The sequence below is a fragment of the Paenibacillus sp. USDA918EY genome (genome assembly GCF_009870825.1).
GTDB lineage: Bacteria > Bacillota > Bacilli > Paenibacillales > Paenibacillaceae > Paenibacillus_AQ > Paenibacillus_AQ albilobatus.
Map to the genome: position 1 here is coordinate 307,045 of NZ_WTWY01000003.1, position 19,957 is coordinate 327,001.

General features: G+C 56.6%; 18 protein-coding genes. 1 reads left to right on the forward strand and 17 read right to left on the reverse strand.

Annotation, left to right across the window (positions count from 1 at the left end):
• Positions 1-52: 52 nt before the first annotated feature.
• Together GQY55_RS09190 and GQY55_RS09195 are read right to left on the reverse strand one after the other, a co-directional pair.
• Positions 53-1,015, reverse strand: a complete 963-nt coding sequence (locus tag GQY55_RS09190) for a helix-turn-helix transcriptional regulator (RefSeq protein ID WP_160040407.1) — start codon at positions 1,013-1,015, stop codon at positions 53-55.
• Complete coding sequence (locus GQY55_RS09195) at positions 1,012-1,554, reverse strand: GNAT family N-acetyltransferase (RefSeq protein WP_160040410.1); 543 nt, start codon at positions 1,552-1,554, stop codon at positions 1,012-1,014. Before GQY55_RS09195 ends, GQY55_RS09190 begins: the two co-directional genes overlap by 4 nt.
• 185 nt (positions 1,555-1,739) lie before the next feature.
• On the opposite strand from GQY55_RS09195, the gene GQY55_RS09200 reads away from it, so the two are divergent.
• Positions 1,740-2,909 (forward strand): oxalate decarboxylase family bicupin, encoded by a 1,170-nt coding sequence (locus GQY55_RS09200; RefSeq protein WP_160040413.1) that lies wholly within the window; start codon positions 1,740-1,742, stop codon positions 2,907-2,909.
• A gap of 163 nt (positions 2,910-3,072) precedes the next feature.
• Here GQY55_RS09200 and GQY55_RS09205 read toward each other — a convergent pair whose 3' ends face one another.
• From GQY55_RS09205 to GQY55_RS09275, 15 genes are all read right to left on the reverse strand, one after another.
• The gene (locus tag GQY55_RS09205; RefSeq protein WP_236575507.1) at positions 3,073-4,524 is read right to left on the reverse strand and encodes an MATE family efflux transporter; all 1,452 of its coding nucleotides are present in this window, start codon (positions 4,522-4,524) and stop codon (positions 3,073-3,075) included.
• Positions 4,481-5,503, reverse strand: coding sequence for a LacI family DNA-binding transcriptional regulator (locus GQY55_RS09210; protein WP_160040419.1), 1,023 nt, complete (start codon positions 5,501-5,503; stop codon positions 4,481-4,483). The genes GQY55_RS09205 and GQY55_RS09210 overlap by 44 nt, the downstream gene beginning before the upstream one ends.
• Before the next feature lie 21 nt (positions 5,504-5,524).
• On the reverse strand, positions 5,525-6,247 hold the full coding sequence (locus tag GQY55_RS09215; protein ID WP_160040421.1) for a glycerophosphodiester phosphodiesterase: 723 nt from the start codon (positions 6,245-6,247) through the stop codon (positions 5,525-5,527).
• 61 nt (positions 6,248-6,308) lie between these two features.
• Positions 6,309-7,307: a CehA/McbA family metallohydrolase gene (locus GQY55_RS09220; RefSeq protein ID WP_160040424.1), complete on the reverse strand. Its 999-nt coding sequence runs from the start codon at positions 7,305-7,307 to the stop codon at positions 6,309-6,311.
• Positions 7,288-7,770 carry a hypothetical protein gene (locus tag GQY55_RS09225; protein ID WP_160040427.1) on the reverse strand — a complete coding sequence of 161 codons (483 nt, stop codon included), beginning with the start codon at positions 7,768-7,770 and terminating at the stop codon, positions 7,288-7,290. Before GQY55_RS09225 ends, GQY55_RS09220 begins: the two co-directional genes overlap by 20 nt.
• A gap of 17 nt (positions 7,771-7,787) precedes the next feature.
• Positions 7,788-8,681, reverse strand: a complete 894-nt coding sequence (locus GQY55_RS09230) for an ABC transporter permease (protein ID WP_160040430.1) — start codon at positions 8,679-8,681, stop codon at positions 7,788-7,790.
• Complete coding sequence (locus tag GQY55_RS09235) at positions 8,678-9,868, reverse strand: extracellular solute-binding protein (RefSeq protein ID WP_160040433.1); 1,191 nt, start codon at positions 9,866-9,868, stop codon at positions 8,678-8,680. The genes GQY55_RS09230 and GQY55_RS09235 overlap by 4 nt, the downstream gene beginning before the upstream one ends.
• A gap of 27 nt (positions 9,869-9,895) precedes the next feature.
• Positions 9,896-10,936, reverse strand: a complete 1,041-nt coding sequence (locus GQY55_RS09240) for an ABC transporter ATP-binding protein (protein WP_236575508.1) — start codon at positions 10,934-10,936, stop codon at positions 9,896-9,898.
• 15 nt (positions 10,937-10,951) lie between these two features.
• Positions 10,952-11,776, reverse strand: a complete 825-nt coding sequence (locus GQY55_RS09245; RefSeq protein WP_160040438.1) for an ABC transporter permease — start codon at positions 11,774-11,776, stop codon at positions 10,952-10,954.
• Between the two features lie 395 nt (positions 11,777-12,171).
• The gene (locus tag GQY55_RS09250) at positions 12,172-14,007 is read right to left on the reverse strand and encodes a UbiD family decarboxylase (RefSeq protein ID WP_160040441.1); all 1,836 of its coding nucleotides are present in this window, start codon (positions 14,005-14,007) and stop codon (positions 12,172-12,174) included.
• A 247-nt stretch (positions 14,008-14,254) separates the two neighbouring features.
• A complete protein-coding gene (locus GQY55_RS09255; RefSeq protein ID WP_160040444.1) occupies positions 14,255-14,884 on the reverse strand; it encodes a nitroreductase family protein in 630 nt (209 codons plus the stop codon).
• Positions 14,885-15,068: 184 nt separating this feature from the next.
• Positions 15,069-15,686 (reverse strand): LysE/ArgO family amino acid transporter, encoded by a 618-nt coding sequence (locus tag GQY55_RS09260; protein WP_160040447.1) that lies wholly within the window; start codon positions 15,684-15,686, stop codon positions 15,069-15,071.
• 192 nt (positions 15,687-15,878) lie between these two features.
• The gene (locus GQY55_RS09265) at positions 15,879-17,072 is read right to left on the reverse strand and encodes an acyl-CoA dehydrogenase family protein (protein ID WP_160040450.1); all 1,194 of its coding nucleotides are present in this window, start codon (positions 17,070-17,072) and stop codon (positions 15,879-15,881) included.
• 289 nt (positions 17,073-17,361) lie between these two features.
• Complete coding sequence (locus GQY55_RS09270; protein WP_160040453.1) at positions 17,362-18,594, reverse strand: amidohydrolase; 1,233 nt, start codon at positions 18,592-18,594, stop codon at positions 17,362-17,364.
• 49 nt (positions 18,595-18,643) lie between these two features.
• On the reverse strand, positions 18,644-19,879 hold the full coding sequence (locus GQY55_RS09275; RefSeq protein ID WP_160040456.1) for an amidohydrolase: 1,236 nt from the start codon (positions 19,877-19,879) through the stop codon (positions 18,644-18,646).
• Positions 19,880-19,957 lie beyond the last annotated feature (78 nt).

Here is a 19,957-nt window from a genome sequence, read left to right on the forward strand (position 1 = left end):
CCTTGCTCTAATATTACACAAACATCCCTGACAACAAGGCTGTCAGGGATGTTTAGGATGATCCGTAATATCGGGACAAGTCTGCCGCGAGCTCCGCCATAGCCTGCTTGAGACGGAGCGGTTCCATGACCTGAACCTGCCTGCCGTAGGACAGCAGCACATGCGGGAGCCACTCAAGCATCAAAGCTTCGGGCATCGCCATGTCGAGAAAATGATGTTCCCGCCCGATGCGGCACCCCTTTAAAAACCACAGGCCGGCAATGGAGTCCAGCACGTCGCTTTCGCCGCGCAACCGGACGGCGGCCTCCCGTTCTTCGGGCCGGGCCCGCATCGCAGCTTCTTCGATGTATTGCCGGATGGAGAAGCTTTCCGGTTTCGCAAAGCGCTGCCCGGTTTCGGCCGCCGCTTTGATCCGGTCGGCGCGAAAAATACGGATCGCCTGCCTTGCATGGCAATACGCGGCCAGATACCATCGGTTCGGACGGTAAAAAAGCCCGTAAGGGTCTATCCGCCGTTCTTCGCCGGAATCGCTGCTTTGCTTGACATACAACAGGGTCAGCGTCCGGTTGTCCGCAACGGCTTGTTCCAACGTCCGCAGCATCTTCTGCAGTTCGGGGGAGGGCTCGGCATGCTGAGCCGCAAATCCCGACGTATGGCGCCGCAAATCCTCCTGCTGGTATTCGTTCAAGCGCTGCTTGACTTTGCCGAGCGCCCGCTCCAAGGCATCCGCATAGGGATCTCCCGCCTGGCGGGCCAGCTCGACCCCATGCGCCATCGCCTTCAGCTCCGACAGGTCGAAAAACAGCGGCATGGCCAAAAACGAATCCGGCAGGCTGAAGCCTCCACCGTGCCCCGCCTCGGATATTAGAGGCACTCCGCTCAGGCCCAGCACGTCCATGTAACGGTAAACCGTCCGCACGCTGACCTCAAGCTCCGCGGCGATTTGTTCCGCGGTCAATTTTCCCTTTGTCCGAAGCAGCCATAAAACGGACAGTATGTAATCCAGCTTCGTCATGCCAACCCCCGGTCTCCCGGCAGGAGAGAATACGCATACGTATCATGCGATACGCCTGATTGGAACATGTAATGCCGAAGGAGGCCTTCTTCCCGAAAACCAAGCTTGATCAGCATCCGGCTTGAGGCCGCGTTTTCCGTATATACAACGGCACCGATGCGCGCCAGGTTCAAAGCTTCGAACCCATAGGCAAGGATGCATGCCACAGCCTCCGAAGCGTACCCCTTACGCCAATGATCCGGGTGGATCTCATACCCGATTTCCGCGCGCCGGTGCTTGGGCGACCAAGCATTAAAACCAACCGTGCCGATCAAGCCCGGAGCGTCTTTTCGCTCGATCCCCCACCGGATGCCGCGTTTTTCGCGGTAGCTGTCGGCGAAAAAACCGATAAGCCGCTCCGCTTGTTCGCGTTGTTCAAAAGCTTCCTGACCATAATAACGCATCGCTTCCCTGTCCGAGAAACACGCGAAGATGCTTTCCGTATCCTCTATCGTGATTTCCCTTAAAACCAACCTCTCCGTTTCAAGCATCGGAAACATGTTCTGCACATCCTTTATGAAAATGAGCGTATATTTACCGAATATGATGCCACTCCTCGGCAACTTTTGCAAAGGTTTTAAGGAGCGTGCACGCTTGTTCAGTCTCATAATGGCCGGGCCTTCGTCATACACATCTCACATCCAGGCATAGCGAAACCATGTACTTCCTCAGGAGGAATGGACCGATGAGAGACAACCCGGAACATCCGGCCGGCAATAACGGACAAATCCCCCAGCCCATTCGAAGCGATGGCGCGGGCGGACCGGACTGGGGACCCCGAGATGTGTTAAGGGATATGGAAAATCCCGATATGTTCGTCCCCCCGGCCACCGATGAAGGGCTTCTGCCGAACCTTAAGTTTTCCTTTTCCGATACCCATATGAAGCTGGATCAAGGCGGCTGGTCGCGGGAAGTGACCGAGCGGGATCTGCCCGTCGCCAAAACGCTTGCCGGCGTCAACATGTATCTTACGCCGGGCGGCGTCCGCGAAATGCACTGGCACCAGCAGGCCGAATGGGCTTACATGATCCTGGGCAGCGCCCGGGTGACGGCCGTCGACCAGAACGGCCGGAATTTCATCGCCGATATCGGCCCGGGCGATTTATGGTATTTTCCGGCCGGCCTGCCGCACTCCATTCAAGGGCTTGAGAAAGGCTGCGAATTTCTGCTTGTGTTCGATGACGGCAGCTTCTCCGAATTGAACACGCTCTCCATTTCGGATTGGATGGCCCATACGCCCAAAGACGTGCTTTCCGCCAATTTCGGCGTGCCCGAACATGCCTTTAACCGGCTTCCGGACGAACAGGTTTACATGTTCCAAGCCCCTGTCCCGGGATCCCTGGAAAGCCAACGCGTCGAATCCCCATACGGAACGGTGCCGCTCAGCTTTAAGCACCGGCTGCTCGCCCAACCGCCGATCGTGACTCCGGGAGGAAGCGTGCGGATCGTCGATTCCTCGAATTTCCCGGTATCCAAAACGATCGCGTCCGCCTTGGTCGAAATCAAACCCGGCTGCATGCGCGAGCTTCACTGGCATCCCAACCAGGATGAATGGCAGTATTATTTGACCGGGCAAGGAAGGATGACCGTATTTGCCGGCAACGGCGCGGCAAGAACCTTCAATTACAGGGCGGGTGACGTGGGCTACGTTCCTTTCGCCTTCGGGCACTACATCCAGAATACCGGCACCGAAAGCCTGTGGTTTCTGGAGATGTTCCGAAGCGACCGGTTCGAAGATGTGTCCCTGAACCAGTGGATGGCGCTGACGCCAAAGGAGCTTGTCGGCGAAAACCTGCATGCCGGCCCCGAGCTGCTTGATGCGCTGCGCAAGGAAAAATGGCCCGTCGTTAAATAACCGTCTGACCGGCATGTTCCAGCGCGGCCACCCTTTGCTTCTGCTGATGCAACATTTAAGACGATCGGCATTCCATGGCATTGGCGCAACTAAAACATCGCCGCCTTCGAAGCGGCGATGTTTTTGCGTTCGTTTCGCGGAGTCCGCAGCAGGCTGCCGGCAGTTACAGCGAAACCTCTCCGCTCACCACGGCATGCCGGATGCGCCGCCATTTCTGCGAACGCCAGCGCAGCACCATCGCCGCGCCGCGCAGCCATTCGTCGGCGATAAATGCCAGCCAAATGCCCGGAATGCCCAGACGGCAGACGATCCCAAACAGGTAAGCAAGCGGGATGCTGATGCCCCACATGGAGACAAGCCCGGCGTACACCGGGAATTTGACGTCGCCTGCGGCGTTGAGCGCACTGATCACGATGACGTTGCAGGCGCGTGCCGCCTCGAGAACCAGCGACAGCAGCAGCAGGGTTCGGCCGAGGCGGATCACCTCCGGATCGGCCGTAAACAAGCCCAGGAGCGGCTTGGAAAAGATGACGAGCAAGCTGCCGGCTCCGAACGCAATCAGCAGCCCGGTCCGCAAATGGCGGTAACAGACGCGATATGCATCATCCTGCCTGTTCCCGCCGATCAGCCGTCCGATCAGGATCGATGTCGCCTGTCCGATGGAAGCCGAAAACAGAAACACGAATGTCGTCATATTCTGCGTGTATATTTTCGTTGTAAGTGCGGATGCGCCGAGCATCGATACGAAATACGTGATGAAAATTTGCGAAACCTGATACGAAATGTTTTCCCCTGCCGACGGGATCCCGATGCGAAGCAAATCCTTGATCACGCTCCGGGGCATCCGGAGGGCGGCACGGAACGAAAGCGGATGCCGCAGCATTTTGACCAGCATGATGGCCGCGATGGCGACCCCGATCAACCGGCTGGCGTCCGTGGCGATGGCCACGCCGTGGACCCCAAGCACCGGTATGCCGAGCGGACCGTACAAAAATAAATAATTCCCGGCGATATTCAAGAAAATGACCGTGAAGGTCAGCAGCAGCATTTGTTTTACGTAACCGTGCATCCGCAAAATCGTATCCGCCGTGAGGATCAACGCGGGGGCGAAGGAGCACATGCCCGTCAGCGTCAGAAACGCGGCGCCGTCGGCCATCAGCTCGGACGGCAGCTTCAGCAGCTGCAGGAGCGGTTTCGCAAAAACGGGCAGGGCGACGCTGACGGCGATTCCGAGCCCCAGGTTCAGGCCGATCGATAACGATGCAAGTGTGGACGCCTCCCGCTCCTTGCCCGCCCCCAGCAGTTGGGAAATCAGGATGCCAAGGCCAAGCGTCACGAACCCGAACAGCAAATTCGCCGCGGCGATGATCTGATTGGCGACGCCGACCGCGGCCACCGCTTCGTCCGAATAGTTGCCCAGCATCAGCGTATCGATATTCAAAATGATAGCTTGCAAAAACTGTTCCAAAAAGATGGGCCAGGTGAGTCCCCATAACGTCAACGTTTGTTCTTGTTGTTTTTTCATACCGCCCGCCTTTTGTTTCTTGTCCTGCACGAATTTTTGGCGCTTCTCACGCTTCGATGCGGCGGCAGCTGCCCCGCTCCACCAGCTCATGGCCGAGGACGACCGTCTTCATCCGGTCCTTTCTCCATGACTCCCCTTCATCCTCGATCATCTCCAGCAGCAATTCGACGGTACGCTCACTGATTTGCTCCACGGGCTGGCGGATCGTCGTCAGCCTCGGCCTCACGATATCGGCGATTTGGCTGCCGTCAAAGCCGATGACGGAGATGTCGCCGGGGACATGAAGCCCATGGTCCCGGATGCAGTTCACGGCCCCTGCCGCCATGTCGTCGCTTGCCGCCAAGACGGCGGTGAATTCGCCGCGCGCTTCCCCAAGCAGTTCGGCCATTAACCGGTAGCCGGTGTCCAGCTTGTAATCGCCATGGCGGATCAAGGTTTCCTTCGACCCGATTCCGTGATCCCTGCACGCGGCCGTATATCCCTCCATCCGCCTCAACCCTGCGCACACATCTCTCGGATCGCCTGCGATCATCGCGATTTTTCGGTGTCCCTGGGCAATCAAATAAGAGGCTGCATCGTATCCCGCCTGAAAATCATCGATGATGACGGTCGGCAGATTCATGCCCAAATCGGCGTGAACCACGAGCGGGATATCCGTTTTGTTCAAAAAATTTTCGATGTCCCCGTTCAGTTTTTCATGCATGAGGACCATGCCGTCCACGCGCATCTCCTGATAAATGTTCAAATATTTCACGACCTTGCCGGTGTCCTCGACGATGTTGGACACGAGCAGGTTGTAACCCCGTCGGCCGGCTATCTCTTCGATCCGGCTCAAAATCATTGCCTGAAAATTGGACGTTATATCCGGTATGATGACGCCGATCAGATTGGTTTTGTTCCGCTTCAAGCTTTTGGCGATCAGGCTCGGCGAATAGTTCAGCTCTTCGATCGCCCGGCGCACTTTCTTCTCCAGCTTTTCGCTGACGTGTTCGCCGTTGTTCAGCACGCGGGAGACGCTGGTGACGGAAACGCCCGCCGCGCGCGCCACGTCTTTGATTTTTACAGCCATATCAACTTCTCCAATTGTTCATCATCGTAATTCCCGATCGGGAGCCCACTGCCTTCTTAGCGCAGAGGCACCCGATACGTCAAGCACGGACACCGCATCCACGCCCATGTCCGCAAAAGCCTTCATACTCCCGACGTCCTGCAGCGTATAAATCCACACCCGGAGGCCGTACTCATGGGCAATCCGCACAAGAGAATCGCGGCAGGAAGGGAAATCCGCGTTGATCCCGGCGCATCCGACCTGTTTCGCCCGGGTGCATATCTCTTCGGCGGCCGCCTCATAGACGGCAGAACCCAGCTCGCTTAAGCTTTCGGGCGTATTCCGCATCACCCGGGCATGAAAAGGCGTCTTCACAATCCGGTCCGTCGCGCCGGTAAAATAAATCTGCTCCCGCATGTCCAAGGTCTCAAGCAGCTTTACCGCAGGCAGGGCGGCCGCGTCATTTTTGATGTCCAGGTTAAACGATGCGGTCGTCCTTTTAAAGCGGACGAGCACATCCTCCAGTTTCACAAGACGTTTTCCCGCCTCTAGCCGAAGCGGATTTTCCTCCACCAACTCTTCATAAGTGCAGGACGCAAATGCGGGATGATCGTCATGATGCAACACGCATACGCCGTCTTTCGTCGCTTGAACGTCGACCTCCAGCACGTCGGCACCGGCATCCCATCCGGCAAGGCAGGATTCCAGCGTATTGTCCGGCGTGCCTTCGCACCCGGTATGCGCGATAATCAGCGGCACATTCATGAAACAGCCTCCTTTACATCCCCGCAAAGCGGGGCTTTTGCGCTGACGATGATTCAGGTACTTATTTAAAATAAACGGGATTTGTAAAAGCAATGGTCGCCAAGGCTCCGTTCAGCATGCCGGAAAGACGGATCCGCATCCACTTCAAGCCTTTGGCGCCGAAGGAACATCGAATTTCGTCCGCTTCTTCCTTGACCGGCAGCCGCAGCATTTCCCCGGCATCCGTTTCGACGATGATGACTCGTCCTTGCTCATCCGTGCCCAACCGGCGGCCCGGATGCGCCGCTGGGGTCACCCGCACCGTCAGCTCGCAGCTTGCATCCGCCCCGGCGTTTTCCGCGTCGACGACGTCACCGATTCCGTAACTGCCTTCGCCGCACGTCATCTGCAGCTCAAGCAGCGGCCCCATGCTCACGCAAATCCGGCCGGAGCGAATCGCGTCCACCACGTCCTCCGTGCCGGGCAGCCCGGCTTCACGGACTAGTCCGAGGAAGGTAAATGCCGGCGGATCATCCTCATCGGACGAACGGTGCCAATCCCGCCCCGCCGTCCCCGATATCCGGTACCCTTCGTTGAGCAGCCGGGTCCACATGTCGAACGCAGGCGCGTTATGGTTCCGCATCGGAGGCAGCGTTTCGTGCCATACCTCCATATAATCGATCCGGCTCCAATCCTGCACGGCATACTCCCAATGGCAGCCGGTGCAGATCGGGCTCCCCAGGCTGAACGGATGCGCAATGCCCACAATGCCTCCCTGCCGATGCACCCTGTCGATTCCTTTATGAATATCGGTCGGTCCCAAATCGCGCCATTCGGAATAAGGAACGCCAAGCGTCAGCATATGGCCGTAAAAGGTCGTCCACTCGAGCCCGGGAATCACGGCGACGCCCGTTTCTGCCGTGACCGCAGCCGCATCGGCCATGCCCGACGTGGTGTTATGGTCCGTCAGCGCAATGCCGCTTAGGCCGAGCTCCCGGGCTTTTGTGCACATTTCGAGCAGCGTATGCGTGCCATCGCTGTGTGGCGTATGGGTATGCAGCTCAAACGGAAGCCATTTCATGGTTCTCTCCCCCTTCCCAGATCCGGAGCCGATACCGGCATTCCGGCGTTACGACGCAGTGAACGCTGATCGTCACCTTCCACACGCCCTCCGCTACCTTTCCGGCGAAAAAACCGGGCGAAGCGGTTTGCGGCGACAACACGTGGCGCTGGTGGTTCGGATGACGGTGCGCCGATCCCCGGAATCCGTCCGGATCGTCGACGGAAAGCGTCAACAGGTTTTGCAGCGGATGGAATTTTTCCCACTGCGGCAAATAGATTTCTTGAAGCGCCGGAGCGACGTATTTCCGGATCGCTTCCTCGATCAGCGGTTTGGAGGTTTCCTTGTCATCCATTGTTTTCGGGTCATACGCGAAATCAATTTCCAGATTGTCGATTCCTTCGGGAATATACAGCTGGTACGTGATGTGCGTTTTGGAACTGAGAGGAGTCAAAGCCCCTTCAACCGCCAGCAACTCTCTCATGCTTGCTTTCCACCTTTCTACCTTTCTTCCTTCATCATATTGCGGATATAAAAATATCCGACCAAGGAACAAATCGCGAACATAAACACGGCGCAGGCGCTGGCAATGCCCGTTTCATAATAAACCGAAAACTGCTGCTGCATCGCCACGCCAAGCACCTGCGGCGCATTCGGCCCGATGAGGAATGGCGCAGTGAAGCTGCCGATGACGCCCATCACGACAAAGGTCGCGGCCACAAGCATCGATTTGAACGTCATCGGGAAAATAATCCGGAAAAAAATTTGCATTTTTCCCGCTCCGATATCCTTGGCGCTTTCGATGACCGAATTCGGCACGCCGGACAAAGCCGAGCTCAGCATCATCGTCGCAAACGGGATGTTAAACCATAAATTCGCCAGCAGCAGCCCTTTGTAGTCGTACAGTATTTTCATAAAAGGCGCGTCCGTGAAAAGCAGCAGGATGCGCGCCAGCCAGCCGTGATTCCCATACATATTGATCATCCCGTACGTGGCGATGACGGAAGGGATAAACATCGGGATGTAGTACAGCTTTTCGATCCATCCCGCGAGCCTGCCCGTCGAAAATCTTAAAAACACGGCCAGCATGTACGCAATGACGAGCACGATCACCGACGAGACCACGGTCAAATTCAAGGTATACAGAATATTGGCTTTCATGCCCGGATCGGTAAACAAATATTTGTAATTGTTCCACGTAAACGCGCCGTCGCTTCCGGTCAGGCTCTCCCGAATCGAGGTCGCGATCGGCACCACGATCATAAAAAGCAGCAGGAGAAACGAAGGAATCACCATGGCGAGGCCCAGCGCGGAGCGCTTGGCTCCGCGGCCGTTCCACGCCGTTTTCAGCGGTTTTCCCGTTTCGAGAGGCATGTTCAGTCCTTGCCCGCTCATTGTCCGGCGACTTCCCTTTGCCAGCGTTTCATCGCTTCGGACTCCAGCTCGCCGAGGTTAAAGGAACGGTAACTGACGGAAACGCCCTTGAATTTTTCCTGCAGCTCGCTTGGCATATGGGACCATTCGATGCCCGGGAAGCCGTAAATTTCGTTCACCACTTCCGCTTGGGCTTCCGGACTTAACACGAAATCGATGAAATCGTAAGCCGCTTCTTTATGCTTGGACATGCTTGGCACGGTCAAAAGCCCCGGTCCGCCCGTAAAGGCAGGTTCGATCTGGGCCAGCTTGGTCGTCTCCGGCAGCAGCTTTTTGTTGATCTGCTCAAGCGCCATATCGGACCAGGCCGGGATCATGTCGACTTCCCCGTTCGCAAGCAGGTCGAGCGTTCCCTGGTTTTTCTTCGGATAAACGCCCTTCTGATACATGTCTTTGCCAAGCGCCTTCAGCTGTTCGAATCCTTTGTCCCATTCCTTCATGATGTTGGGATCCTGATTGTGGATCGCGTCTTCCGGCAGGGACTTGTACAGCGTCGTCAGCACGAACGATTCGCCGGAGCCTCCCGTTGCCGGATCATTGTAGGCAAACCGCCCCGGATGCTCATGGATCCACGCGTACAAATCGTCGAGCGTTTTCGGCGGGGAAGGCACCTTCTCGCTGTTATAGGCCAGCAGGACCGAGGAGGAGCGGTAAGGAACGGCTTTATAGTTCAAATCCTTCATGTTCGCCGGGTTCATCAAGCCGAGGTTCGGAATCTGCTGCTCGCTCAGGCTTTCGAACACCCCGTCTTTTTTGTCGGCGGCCATGTCGGATCCCCCGTTGGCTTCGTACAAATCGACGTCGACGCTGTCTTTCCCCGCGCGTTTGGCGGCAACGATGCGGTTCATCGTCGCCTGCTCGCCTTGACCGGAAGGAATGTACACCAGCTTGACCTTCACCTTATCCTGCTTTTGTTCGTACATGTCCTTCAAATGTTCCCACAGCTCCTGCACGTTTTGCGAACCGCTGAAATAAAACGAAATTTCCGTCGGGCTGCCGGAGCCGCCGCCCGAAGCGCCCTCCGCTGCGGAGGCGTCCGCGCCGTTTTTGCCTGCTCCGGAAGAACAGCCGGCAAGTAGCGTCACGGCCGCCAAAGTTGCAAGAAGCATTGCTTTCCCTTTACGTTTGATTCCACGGTTCATACTCATCGTTAAAGTTCCTCCTAGTCAGCTCGTTTAATGGAATGTTTTTGCAAATGCCTTGCATTTGCCGAATGTCAAGGATACCGCTTGTCCGCCGGTCAGCCGTCCCGCTTCCTCGCGGGGCAGGAACATCCTCAGCATGCCGGACTCCGTCAGGAGCGTAATTTCCGCGTAATGTCCCAGAATCATCACCTGCTTGACCGCAGCGGCCAGACCGGGACGGGAAGGATCGTCCCACTTGACGTCTTCGGGACGGACCGCAACGACAACCTCTCCCCGCAATCCGTCCGGATTGGCGAGGCGGTACCGGTTCAGCCGGATGCCTTCCTCGTCCGCCATGCCGTCCAGCATGTTCATGCGGCCGATGAAATTGGCGACGAACAACGTCGCCGGCGCATCGTAAATATGCTGCGGGGACGCGGATTGTTCGATGTTTCCGCGATTCATGACGATGATCCGGTCGGACAGCGACAACGCCTCCTCCTGGTCATGCGTGACGAACATCATCGTCAGCTTGGCAATCGATTGGATTTCGCGCAGTTCCTCGCGCAGCTCGCTTCGCAGCTTCGCATCCAGCGCGGAAAAAGGTTCGTCGAGCAGCAGCACCGCAGGCTCGAGCAGCAGGGCGCGGGCGACGGCCACCCGCTGCTGTTGGCCGCCCGAAAGCTCGCCTGGCCGTTTCTTCTCCGTTCCCGGAAGCCGGACGAGGCGCAGCGCGCGGTCTACTGCTTCCCGGATTTGCTCTTCGCTTTGTTTCCTGATCTTCAAACCGAAGGCCAAATTTTCATAGACGGTCATATGCGGCCACAGATTGTAGCTCTGGAACACCATCGCCGTCGGGCGTTTTTCCGGCGGGAGGTGCAGCACGCTTTTGCCTGCGATTTGAATGTCCCCGGAGTCCGGCTCGAGAAATCCCCCGACGGAACGGAGCACCGTCGTTTTGCCGCAGCCGGAAGGTCCGAGCAGCGTCACAAGCTCCCCGCGGGCGATTTCGAGCGAAATCCCGCTTACGCCGTCGCCGGTTTTATAACGTTTCGTTAAATTTTGGATCGATAATTGAATCGGTGCAGTCACTTCCATCCCTCCCTGCTATTTCATGGTGAAGCCGCTGGACATGACGTCCGCGCTGACAAAGCGCCGCGAGACAAACAACAGAATGATCGTCGGCAGCGTGAGCAGGATCGAAAAAACGGCACCTGCGGTGGCCGGATAGTCCTGAACGGCTCCGTACATAATCAGCGGCATCGTTTTGTAATCGGGCATGCCGACCATAAACGTTCCTTGCGCTTCATCCAGCGAAGACAGAAACGTGAAGATCGACGCGACGATGATTCCCGGCATGGCCATCGGCAGCGTTACGCTCCGGAACACGCGCAGCGGACCCGCTCCCGCATCCCGCGCGGCCTCCTCCTGCGCTTGATGCACGCTTTTAAAGGAAGCGGACGGAATCCAGGTCATGTACATCAGCGTATTGACGATATGGATCAGCACGACGCCCGCGAACGTGTTCATGAGGCCGACCTTGAAAAAAAGCACCGCGATGGCGACGTACAGGCCCATCTTCGGAAACGCGTTGGTCAGCAGAAACGAAAACAAAAACCAGCGGCTGAGCGGAAACCGGATGCGCGCAAAAGCGTAAGCGGCCGGCACGCAGATGACGATGGACAACGCGGTAACCACGCTCGCAATGAGAAACGACAGACCGATCGATTTCAAAATTTCCGGCTGAGAGAGCACGTATTTCCACCAGGTCAACGACCAGCTTTGGGGGAGCGCCGCCGGAAACTGCCATTGCCCCGAGAAAGCGAGCAGCGCCAGATTGATCAGCGGCCCCAGAAAAAAGAATATGAACAGGGCGAATATGATGAATTCCAGCATTTTCCTTCGGCCCAGTTTTTTAAAGTACCAGCTCAAGAACGATCACCTCCAACAATTTTCAAATTGGTATCGATACCAATTTGAACAAACATAATCCGCATGTTTCGCTTTACCCTTTTCGCCGTCTGGCGGCGATTCCGGCATCGTGCAATGAACGAACGGCCGGGCGGATGCATCCGGCAAAACGTTGGGTTCGAACATTGGTATCGATACCAATTTCATCTTGGAACGTCTTCTCTTGTTGTCCCAGCCTCCTTGTCGCTTATTCCTCCTTAAGCTTAAGGACCGAATGTTAAATCCGTTCCGTATTCCTGTTAACGGGAAGGGCGATTTTTGTTCGGGCAACGTAAGAAACCGCCGAAACAAAAAAAAGATCCCACGGCTTTGCATCGCCATGGGATCTTATCTCCAAGTCATTTTTTAAGTCGATGTCATTTCAGTTTCACGTTTTCCAAGCTTGCGCCCTTCGCAAAAAAACGCTCGATGTTTTTTTCCACGCCCGGGTCGGGCACAAGCGGCGGCGCCTGATGCGGTTTGATGCGGGCGTCGATGATCATGTTGTCGCAGCCCCAATGCTTGTGCTCGAAGCCGCTGTTTACGCCGTGCATGTCGTGCGACGGGTTGCTGCGCGTAAACGTCACCCACAGGAAATTGGACAACGTGTCGGAAACGAACGTACTGTCGTCGCACAACACGATCATCGGGCAGCCTTCAAGCGGGCCTTGGGCCGCCAACGCTTCGCTCAAAGCTTTCATTTCCCGCTCCGCCTTGTCGTAACTCTCGAAAGCAGGGCCTTGAATCGCAACGACGCCCGGCATGACCAGACGCGGATTTTCATAGCCGCGCAAACCTTTTAGCCCATCGGGCGCTTCGCGGCATAATTCCCGCTTGGCATCCCCGTATGCCGCCAAAACCGCCTTGCTGCCCGTGTTTAAGCCGGTTCCCGAATAATCGAGCGTGTCGATCGTCGTATTCGTATAAAAATGAATGTCCCGGCGCAGATCGATCCGCTCCAAAATATAAGTCATAAATCCGACGATATCATGGGTATCGAGCGGGCGCTTTTCTTCGGCGGTAATAAACAGGTATTTGGCGAGGCTCAACTGTCCCGTTCCCAAAATCCGGTTCGCCAGCGTCAGCATCTCCGTCGGCTGCTTCACGCGCTGGAAAGGCGTATACCGCTCGCTGCCGATGGCCAACAAAAGCGGGTGAACCCCGGCCGCGTCGACGGCATGCACTTCCTTGACCCCCGGAATTTCCTGCTTGATCGCGTCGCCCGTCAGCTCGTGAATAAGCTCCCCGAACGCCGTATCCTCCTGGGGCGGACGCCCGACGACGGTGAACGGCCAAATCGCGTTTTGCTTCGCGTACACTTTATGGACCTTCATCACCGGAAACGGGTGCGTCAGGCTGTAATAGCCCAAATGGTCGCCGAACGGCCCTTCCGGTTTCGTGTCGTCCGGGTAAATGTCGCCGGTAATGACAAAATCGGCGTCATGGCTGATGCAATAGCCGTCGACGTAGCTGTACCGGAAACGGCGCCCGGACAAAAGACCCGCAAACAGCATTTCGCTCAAGCCTTCCGGCAAAGGCATGACCGCCGAAAGCGTATGGGCCGGAGGACCGCCGACAAAGATGCTCACTTTTAAAGGCTCTCCCTTTTTGCTTGCCTTTGCCTGATGAACGCCGATGCCGCGATGGATCTGGTAATGCAGGCCGATTTCGTGATCCGGTTCGTAGTCGTTGCCGCTGAGCTGAATCCGGTACATGCCCAAATTGGAGTTCATGAGCCCCGGCTTGTCCGGGTCTTCGGAATACACCTGCGGCAAGGTCACAAAAGCGCCCCCGTCCATCGGCCAGTGCCGGATCTGAGGCAGGTCCGAAATCCGGATTTCCCGAAAGCCGGCGGGGACGCCGCTTCCTTTTTTCATCGGCAAAGCCTTCAACGCTCCGATGCCGTTCCCGATATTTTGAAAGGGATGCTTCAGCGCCTTCATCGGGTCGTCGCGCAGGGCAATGATCTTTTGGGTGCGATCCCAGGTGCTCCGGAACATGAACTTGCTGCGCGCAATATCGCCGAACAGGTTGGAAACCGCCTTAAATGCCGAGCCTTTGACGTTTTCGAACAATAAAGCGGGGCCGCCCTCCTCGTATACCTTCAAATGAACGGCGGCCATCTCCAAATAAGGATCGATTTCTTCTTTGATCCGGACCAAATGTCCGTGTTTTTCAAGGTCAACGATGCATTCTTCCAAATTCCGATACAATGGTATGACTCCAATCTCCATGAGAGTTTGTTCCAGCTTATGACTGGTCGTGCGAAAATACGTTTATTTTAGTTAAAACAAAACTCAGGATGGATGTCAAACGATAACCGCACTTACCGATCTCCAAGGACGGCATGTTCATCATTTTGTAAAATCGGCGCCCGTCGAAGGGCTATTCATCGTCTTCAAAAATGTTCCTTTCGTTCAACATGCCTTTAGAAGCCGGTTCGCATGTCTTCCGGTCCCCTCATATTTCGTTATACGTCACGAATTCGCCAATCGGCTTGCGGTATCCGCGCGGCCTTTGCTTTTCCGTGTTTTCTTTTCCGATCGTAATCATCATAACGGGGACGTAACGGTCCGGAATGTTCAGACCCTGCCGCAGCCGTTCGGGATCAAAACCGATCATCGGGCACGTATCCCAGCCTTTGTCCTTGGCGATCAACATGAACAGCATGGCGGACAGGCTCGCGTTGCGGATCGCCTCATCCCGTTTGAACGTGTCGCCGCCCTCCTCGTACATGCGGGTAACGTCCGCAACCGCGGCGTCGAATTCGAATTGGTCGATGACACCCAGGTTCAACAATCCTTCGTTGATCTGCCCGACATTGCGGTAAGCTTCGAGATCCCCCAGCACGACGATGGCGGCGGAACTTGTCAGCACCTTGTGCTGCTTGTTTGCAGCCTCGTAAATGACGTTGTTTTTGATCCCGGGATCGGTAACCGCCAAATAATGCGTATGCTGCAAATTAAAAGCGGAAGGCGCAAATTTGACGAGATTAAACATGTCTTGAAGCTCCTGCTCGCTGATCCGGATATCCGGATGGAACGTATTGGCTGACCTTCTGGCCTGCACCAAATCTTGGAATTGGCTCATGTCAATGACTCCTCTATGTATATTTTCACTGACCAAATATTGCTTATTTTGTGTCACTAGCTTAATAAAAGTAAGTATTTAAGTCAAGGGGATAGCTTCCAGCCATCGGCTAAAAAAGCCACCCGCGAAATTCAAATGATTTCGGGATGGCTTTTGGGCATGGTTGCACAAAATCTTTTCAGTGTTAAACCAGCTTAAACAGCTTCAAAGCAATGTAAACGGCGACGCCCCAAATGACCAGGGCCGACAGCTTGTTGATAACGATTAACAACCGGCCGCCGGAATCCACCTTTCCGACCATTTTTCCCGCGATCGCCAAAGCGAAAAACCAGATCCAGGATACCGCTATCGTGGAGACGGTAAACAGCAGTTTGTCCAAGCCTGCATAACCGAGCGAGCTCGTCCCGATCACGCCGACCGTGTCGAGGATGGCATGAGGGTTCAGAAGGGATACCGACATCGCAAACATCATTTGCTTTTTGGGCGACATCGCCGCTTCACGCCGATCCAGGCCGGCAGGTTTGCTTTTCCAGATCGACCACCCCATGTATAGCAAAAAAGCGAGCCCGACGATGAAGATGGCCGTTTGCAGCACGGGAATCGTAAACACGACGACGGACACGCCGAGGACGGCAAGCAGGATAAGCAGCGTGTCGCAGCATGCGGCCGTAACGATGACCGGTATGGTTCCCCTTAGTTTCGGCTGCGATGCGCCTTGATTAAACACAAACACATTTTGCGCCCCAAGCGGAAGTATGAGCCCCAAAGCCAGCAGAAATCCATGAATGATTGCAGTAAGCATGCGGGCAACAATCCTCTTTCTGTCATAGTGTCAAAAATCATGTAACCTATATCCTATCACGCAATTCCCGATCTGTGTATAGCCGATTCGGATCAAACCGCATCGTCCGGATATCCGCTCTAGACTGTACCACAAGCCAAGGAAAAAAGCCCCGGCATTGTGCCGGCGGCTTTAGGGTGTATGATTCCGCGCTTAGGAGCGGTTTTCCGCATCCTGAATGGCGCGATGGGCGAGCATGGCCATGACGGAGTCGTCCATCGGCGGGTTATGCAGGCCGGCGCGGACGTCGCGGTACATCCGCTCGAGCGGCAGGCTGCGCGATAAACTCGAACCGCCCACGATCCGCATGGCCAAATCGACGATGCGGATCGCTGCATTCGTCGCCACTGTCTTCGCGAGGCCGAGCTCCGGCTTCATGGAAGCGCGCTCCCCGGGCAAGCGGTCCCAGCGGTCGGCGACGCTGTACAGCAGCGTACGGGCGGTGATCCGCTCCCGCTCCATCTCCCCGATTTTCTGCCGGATATGCGGCAGCTCCGCTATCGGTCCGGGCAGGCTGCTCGGCCGGTAGTCCGCGGCAAATTTCACCGCAAAGTCGCGCGCCGACCAAGCAATGCCCAAATAACAGGCGGGGATGTGCAGCAGTGCGCCGCCATGATCGGACGTTTCCGCCCCACCGTTCGGGACTCCTTCGCACGAGTCGATCCGTGCCTCCTCCGGCACGAACACCCCGTCCAGAAGCAGGTCATGGCTTCCGGTTCCCCTCATGCCAAGCGTATCCCACGTTTCGTCGATGCCGACGCCGGGACCTTTGCGGGCGAAAAACGTGCCGATCCTTTCCTCATCCTCGACGAAAGCGGTGACCGTAAACTGATCCAGCACCGGAATGAGCGAGCAGAACGTTTTGCGGCCGGTTAATACGTAACCGCCTTCGGTTTTTGTCGCCGCCGTTTGCGGGCGGCCGCCCCGGCTCGGGCTGCCCGTGGTTGGTTCGCTTGCGAACTGGTTGATCATCGCGCCCTTTTCCGCGACGCTTCGGCAAAAATCCTCGTACAGCTTCGGCGGCCACGACTGCTTGATTCTCATCTGCAGCACTTGGCTGACATGCCAGCCGACGGCCAGCGCCGTCGACCCGTCCCCTTTTGCCAGCCGCTCCTGCGCCAGCAGCATTTCATATAATGACGCTTCTTCCCCGCCGAACTCCTCCGGCAGCGTCAGCGCCAAATATCCCGCTTCCCGCAAATCGTCAAAGTTTTCAAAGGGAAACGAGCCGTCGCGGTCATGGACTGCGGCCCGTCCCGCAAAGACCGCCGCGAGCCGGTCAGACCTTTCGGCGATTTTTTCTTCGCGCTCATTTCTTACAAACGGATCCGATGACAAGGAATTCATGCGGCATTCTCCCCTCTGCTGCTTTCATTCCTTTTATTGTATACCCTTTTAGTCGGAATTTCCAAAGCCGATAAGGATTTTTCTCCGAAAACGTTTCGCTAGGCCGAAAGCTGCCCGTCGTCCGCCATCCGATCAGGACAGCGATGCGGATTCCGGCTCGTAAGCTACTTAACAAAATCACCCTGGGTCCCGACGGCGAAGAGTAAACAAAAGACCAAAAAGCCGCAAACACAGGACGTGTTTTGCGGCTTCTGACTTCTTTTGCCTTTATATGAGAAACATGAAGATTTTATCGATCCCGTTCCAATGAACCGGCCACGATAGTCCCTTTGTACAGCGTTGCCGCCCTTTTGGACCTTCTGGCGATGGCTTCGGCGGAGCAAGAGGCCTCCACCAGGACGAGGCTCGCTTCATCCCCTGCTTTCGGCCATGCCTGGACCCCGGTTTCGTCCAGCGGCGTCAAGCCTCCCGTAATGTACCCCAACGCCTGCCCGAGCGAACGCTCGTCCGACCAGCCCGAGATTTCGGCCAAGCGGCCAGCCCGTTCCATGATGTCCCCGTTTCCGAAGGGCGACCATATGTCGAATACGTTATCGCAGCCGACGGCAACCGAAACGCCGTGGTCATGCAGCAGGCGCACGGGCGGAAACTTTCGGCCCATCGGTACGCTCGTGATGATCGAAATCCCCGCTTCCGCCAGCATATCCGCCATTTCGGCCGCCTGAGAGGCGGGAATATCCCCCAAGCTGAATGCATGGCTGACGGCGACCTTTCCTTGAAGTCCGGCTTCAACGGTAAGCTCCGCCAGACGTTTGATCGTAAAGATGCCCAGGCGGTCCGGGTCATGCAGATGCAGGTCGATGCCCGCATGTTCCTCGGCGGCGATCGTCACCATTGCCTGGAGCGATTGTTCCAAGTCCCCGTCCACCGTCGCCGGGTCGACGCCGCCGACAAACGCGGCTCCGTTCCGCACCGCTTCCCTGACCAGCTTCTCGGCGCCGGAACGAAGCAGTCCCTGCTGCGGAAAAGCCACGATCTCGCAGGACAGCTTGTCCTTGTACAAGCCCAATGCGTGCTGAATCTCCTCCAAATGCGAAAGCCCGACCTCCGGAAAAATGTCCACATGCGTGCGGATATGCGTTGCGCCCGAGCGGAGCGAAACCTCCAAATAATTCGCCGCGCTTTCCCGGATCGCGATCGTACGCGATGGGTCAAAGCTTTTCTCCTCGTCCAGCCGCCCGATAATCGACTTCACCGGGGTCACCGCCCTCCATCGGCCGCCAAGCAGCGTTTTGTCCAGGTGGCAGTGTTTTTCAATGAAAGAAGGCAGCGCCAGACGGAAGCCTGCGTCCAGCTGCGGCAGCCGATCCTCGATCGGGTCGTCCGCGGAAGCGATTTTCGTTATTTTTCCGTCTTCGATCAGAAGATGCCCCACTTCCGTCTTCGTGCCTGCGACGGCGTTATCCTCAACCCGATAGCCGCACTCCAGGCGGACATTGATAAGCCAATAACGTTGTTCCATTGTCGATCATCCTTTCCGTGAGCCGCAGGGCTCCATAAATAAAATGGGTTTAACGAGCAGCGGGGATCGCCCCGGCAGCCAGACGGCCTTTAAAAAAGACCGCTACCCGCTGCGCCCTTCTGGCCACCGCTTCCGCCGAGCAGCTTGCATCCACGAACACGACGCTTGCTTCATCCCCGACGCGCGGCCACGTTTGCTCTCCGCCCCGGTTCAGCGGCGTGACGCCACCGGTAATGCAGCCCAGCGTTTGTCCGAGTTCCACTTCGTCCACGAAATGAAAACGTTCCGCCAAATTTCCCGCCTTTTCCAGCACGTCTCCCCTGCCGAACGGGGACCAATGGTCCGTAATGCTGTCGTCCCCAAGCCATACCTTCACGCCCCGCTCGTGGAGCAGCGGAATCGGGATCGTCCGCCCCAGCGGTACGGAAGAAGCGATCGAAATTCCCAAGCCGGCCAACCGTTCGGCGTGGGCCGCGGCTTTTTCCCGGGGGATATCGGCCAGCGCGAGCGCATGGCTGATGGTCACTCTCCCCTGCCAGCCGGCTTCTTCCGTCAAATCGGCCAGTCGCTGGAATGTAAAGAGGCCCAGATGCCCGCCGTCATGAATATGCAGATCGATGTCCGCATTCGCCTCCACCGCCAGCTCCATCGTGGTTTGCAGCGATTTTTCGACGTCGCCGTCCACGGTGGCCGGATCGACGCCGCCAACCAGCGACGCGCCGTTTCTGAGCGCTTCCCTCATGAGGGAAACCGATTGGCTGAGGAGCAGCCCGTGCTGCGGGAACGCCACGATTTCAATCTCCGCTTTTCCGATGAAGTCTTCCGCGGCTTGAAGCGTCGCTTCCAGGTTTTTCAGCCCGATGGAAGGGTCGACGTTGCAGTGGCTGCGGATCCGCGTCGTTCCGGCTTGCAGCAGCAGCTCGATCAGCTTGCCTGCGCGTTCCCGGGCCACCGGAAGCTGCCTTGGGAGCAGCGCCCTTTCCTCTTCGAACCGCGTAAAAATGCCGTTCCTCGCGATGCTCGGGGCCTTCCACGGCCCGCCGTAGTAGGTTTTGTCCAAATGGATGTGCATGTCCCGGAACGAAGGAAGCATCAGCTTGCCGTTCATATGCATTTTGGGCAGGTCGTCTTCGAAAACGAACGTTTCTTGTTCAATTTGCGCTATGGTTCCCTTCTCGACCCTGATGTGGTAGATGCCGGTTTCCGTCCCGGTTACCGCTCCGTTTTCCATTTGAAAGCCGGTTTCAAGACGGACGTGGGACAGCCAAAAATGGTCGCTTCGCATCGGTGTATCCTCCATTCTCTTCTAAGGAAGTTTGGATCCGTTAAAACTATCGGATTGCGTATAAACTATGCTAACATG

Bases quoted from the DNA above. Each gene is read 5' to 3' on its own strand.
- GQY55_RS09190 (WP_160040407.1), bottom strand. From the start codon at position 1,015: ATGACGAAGCTGGATTACATACTGTCCGTTTTATGGCTGCTTCGGACA.
- GQY55_RS09195 (WP_160040410.1), bottom strand. From the start codon at position 1,554: ATGTTTCCGATGCTTGAAACGGAGAGGTTGGTTTTAAGGGAAATCACG.
- GQY55_RS09200 (WP_160040413.1), top strand. From the start codon at position 1,740: ATGAGAGACAACCCGGAACATCCGGCCGGCAATAACGGACAAATCCCC.
- GQY55_RS09205 (WP_236575507.1), bottom strand. From the start codon at position 4,524: ATGAGCTGGTGGAGCGGGGCAGCTGCCGCCGCATCGAAGCGTGAGAAG.
- GQY55_RS09210 (WP_160040419.1), bottom strand. From the start codon at position 5,503: ATGGCTGTAAAAATCAAAGACGTGGCGCGCGCGGCGGGCGTTTCCGTC.
- GQY55_RS09215 (WP_160040421.1), bottom strand. From the start codon at position 6,247: ATGAATGTGCCGCTGATTATCGCGCATACCGGGTGCGAAGGCACGCCG.
- GQY55_RS09220 (WP_160040424.1), bottom strand. From the start codon at position 7,307: ATGAAATGGCTTCCGTTTGAGCTGCATACCCATACGCCACACAGCGAT.
- GQY55_RS09225 (WP_160040427.1), bottom strand. From the start codon at position 7,770: ATGAGAGAGTTGCTGGCGGTTGAAGGGGCTTTGACTCCTCTCAGTTCC.
- GQY55_RS09230 (WP_160040430.1), bottom strand. From the start codon at position 8,681: ATGAGCGGGCAAGGACTGAACATGCCTCTCGAAACGGGAAAACCGCTG.
- GQY55_RS09235 (WP_160040433.1), bottom strand. From the start codon at position 9,868: ATGAGTATGAACCGTGGAATCAAACGTAAAGGGAAAGCAATGCTTCTT.
- GQY55_RS09255 (WP_160040444.1), bottom strand. From the start codon at position 14,884: ATGAGCCAATTCCAAGATTTGGTGCAGGCCAGAAGGTCAGCCAATACG.
- GQY55_RS09260 (WP_160040447.1), bottom strand. From the start codon at position 15,686: ATGCTTACTGCAATCATTCATGGATTTCTGCTGGCTTTGGGGCTCATA.
- GQY55_RS09265 (WP_160040450.1), bottom strand. From the start codon at position 17,072: ATGAATTCCTTGTCATCGGATCCGTTTGTAAGAAATGAGCGCGAAGAA.
- GQY55_RS09270 (WP_160040453.1), bottom strand. From the start codon at position 18,594: ATGGAACAACGTTATTGGCTTATCAATGTCCGCCTGGAGTGCGGCTAT.
- GQY55_RS09275 (WP_160040456.1), bottom strand. From the start codon at position 19,879: ATGCGAAGCGACCATTTTTGGCTGTCCCACGTCCGTCTTGAAACCGGC.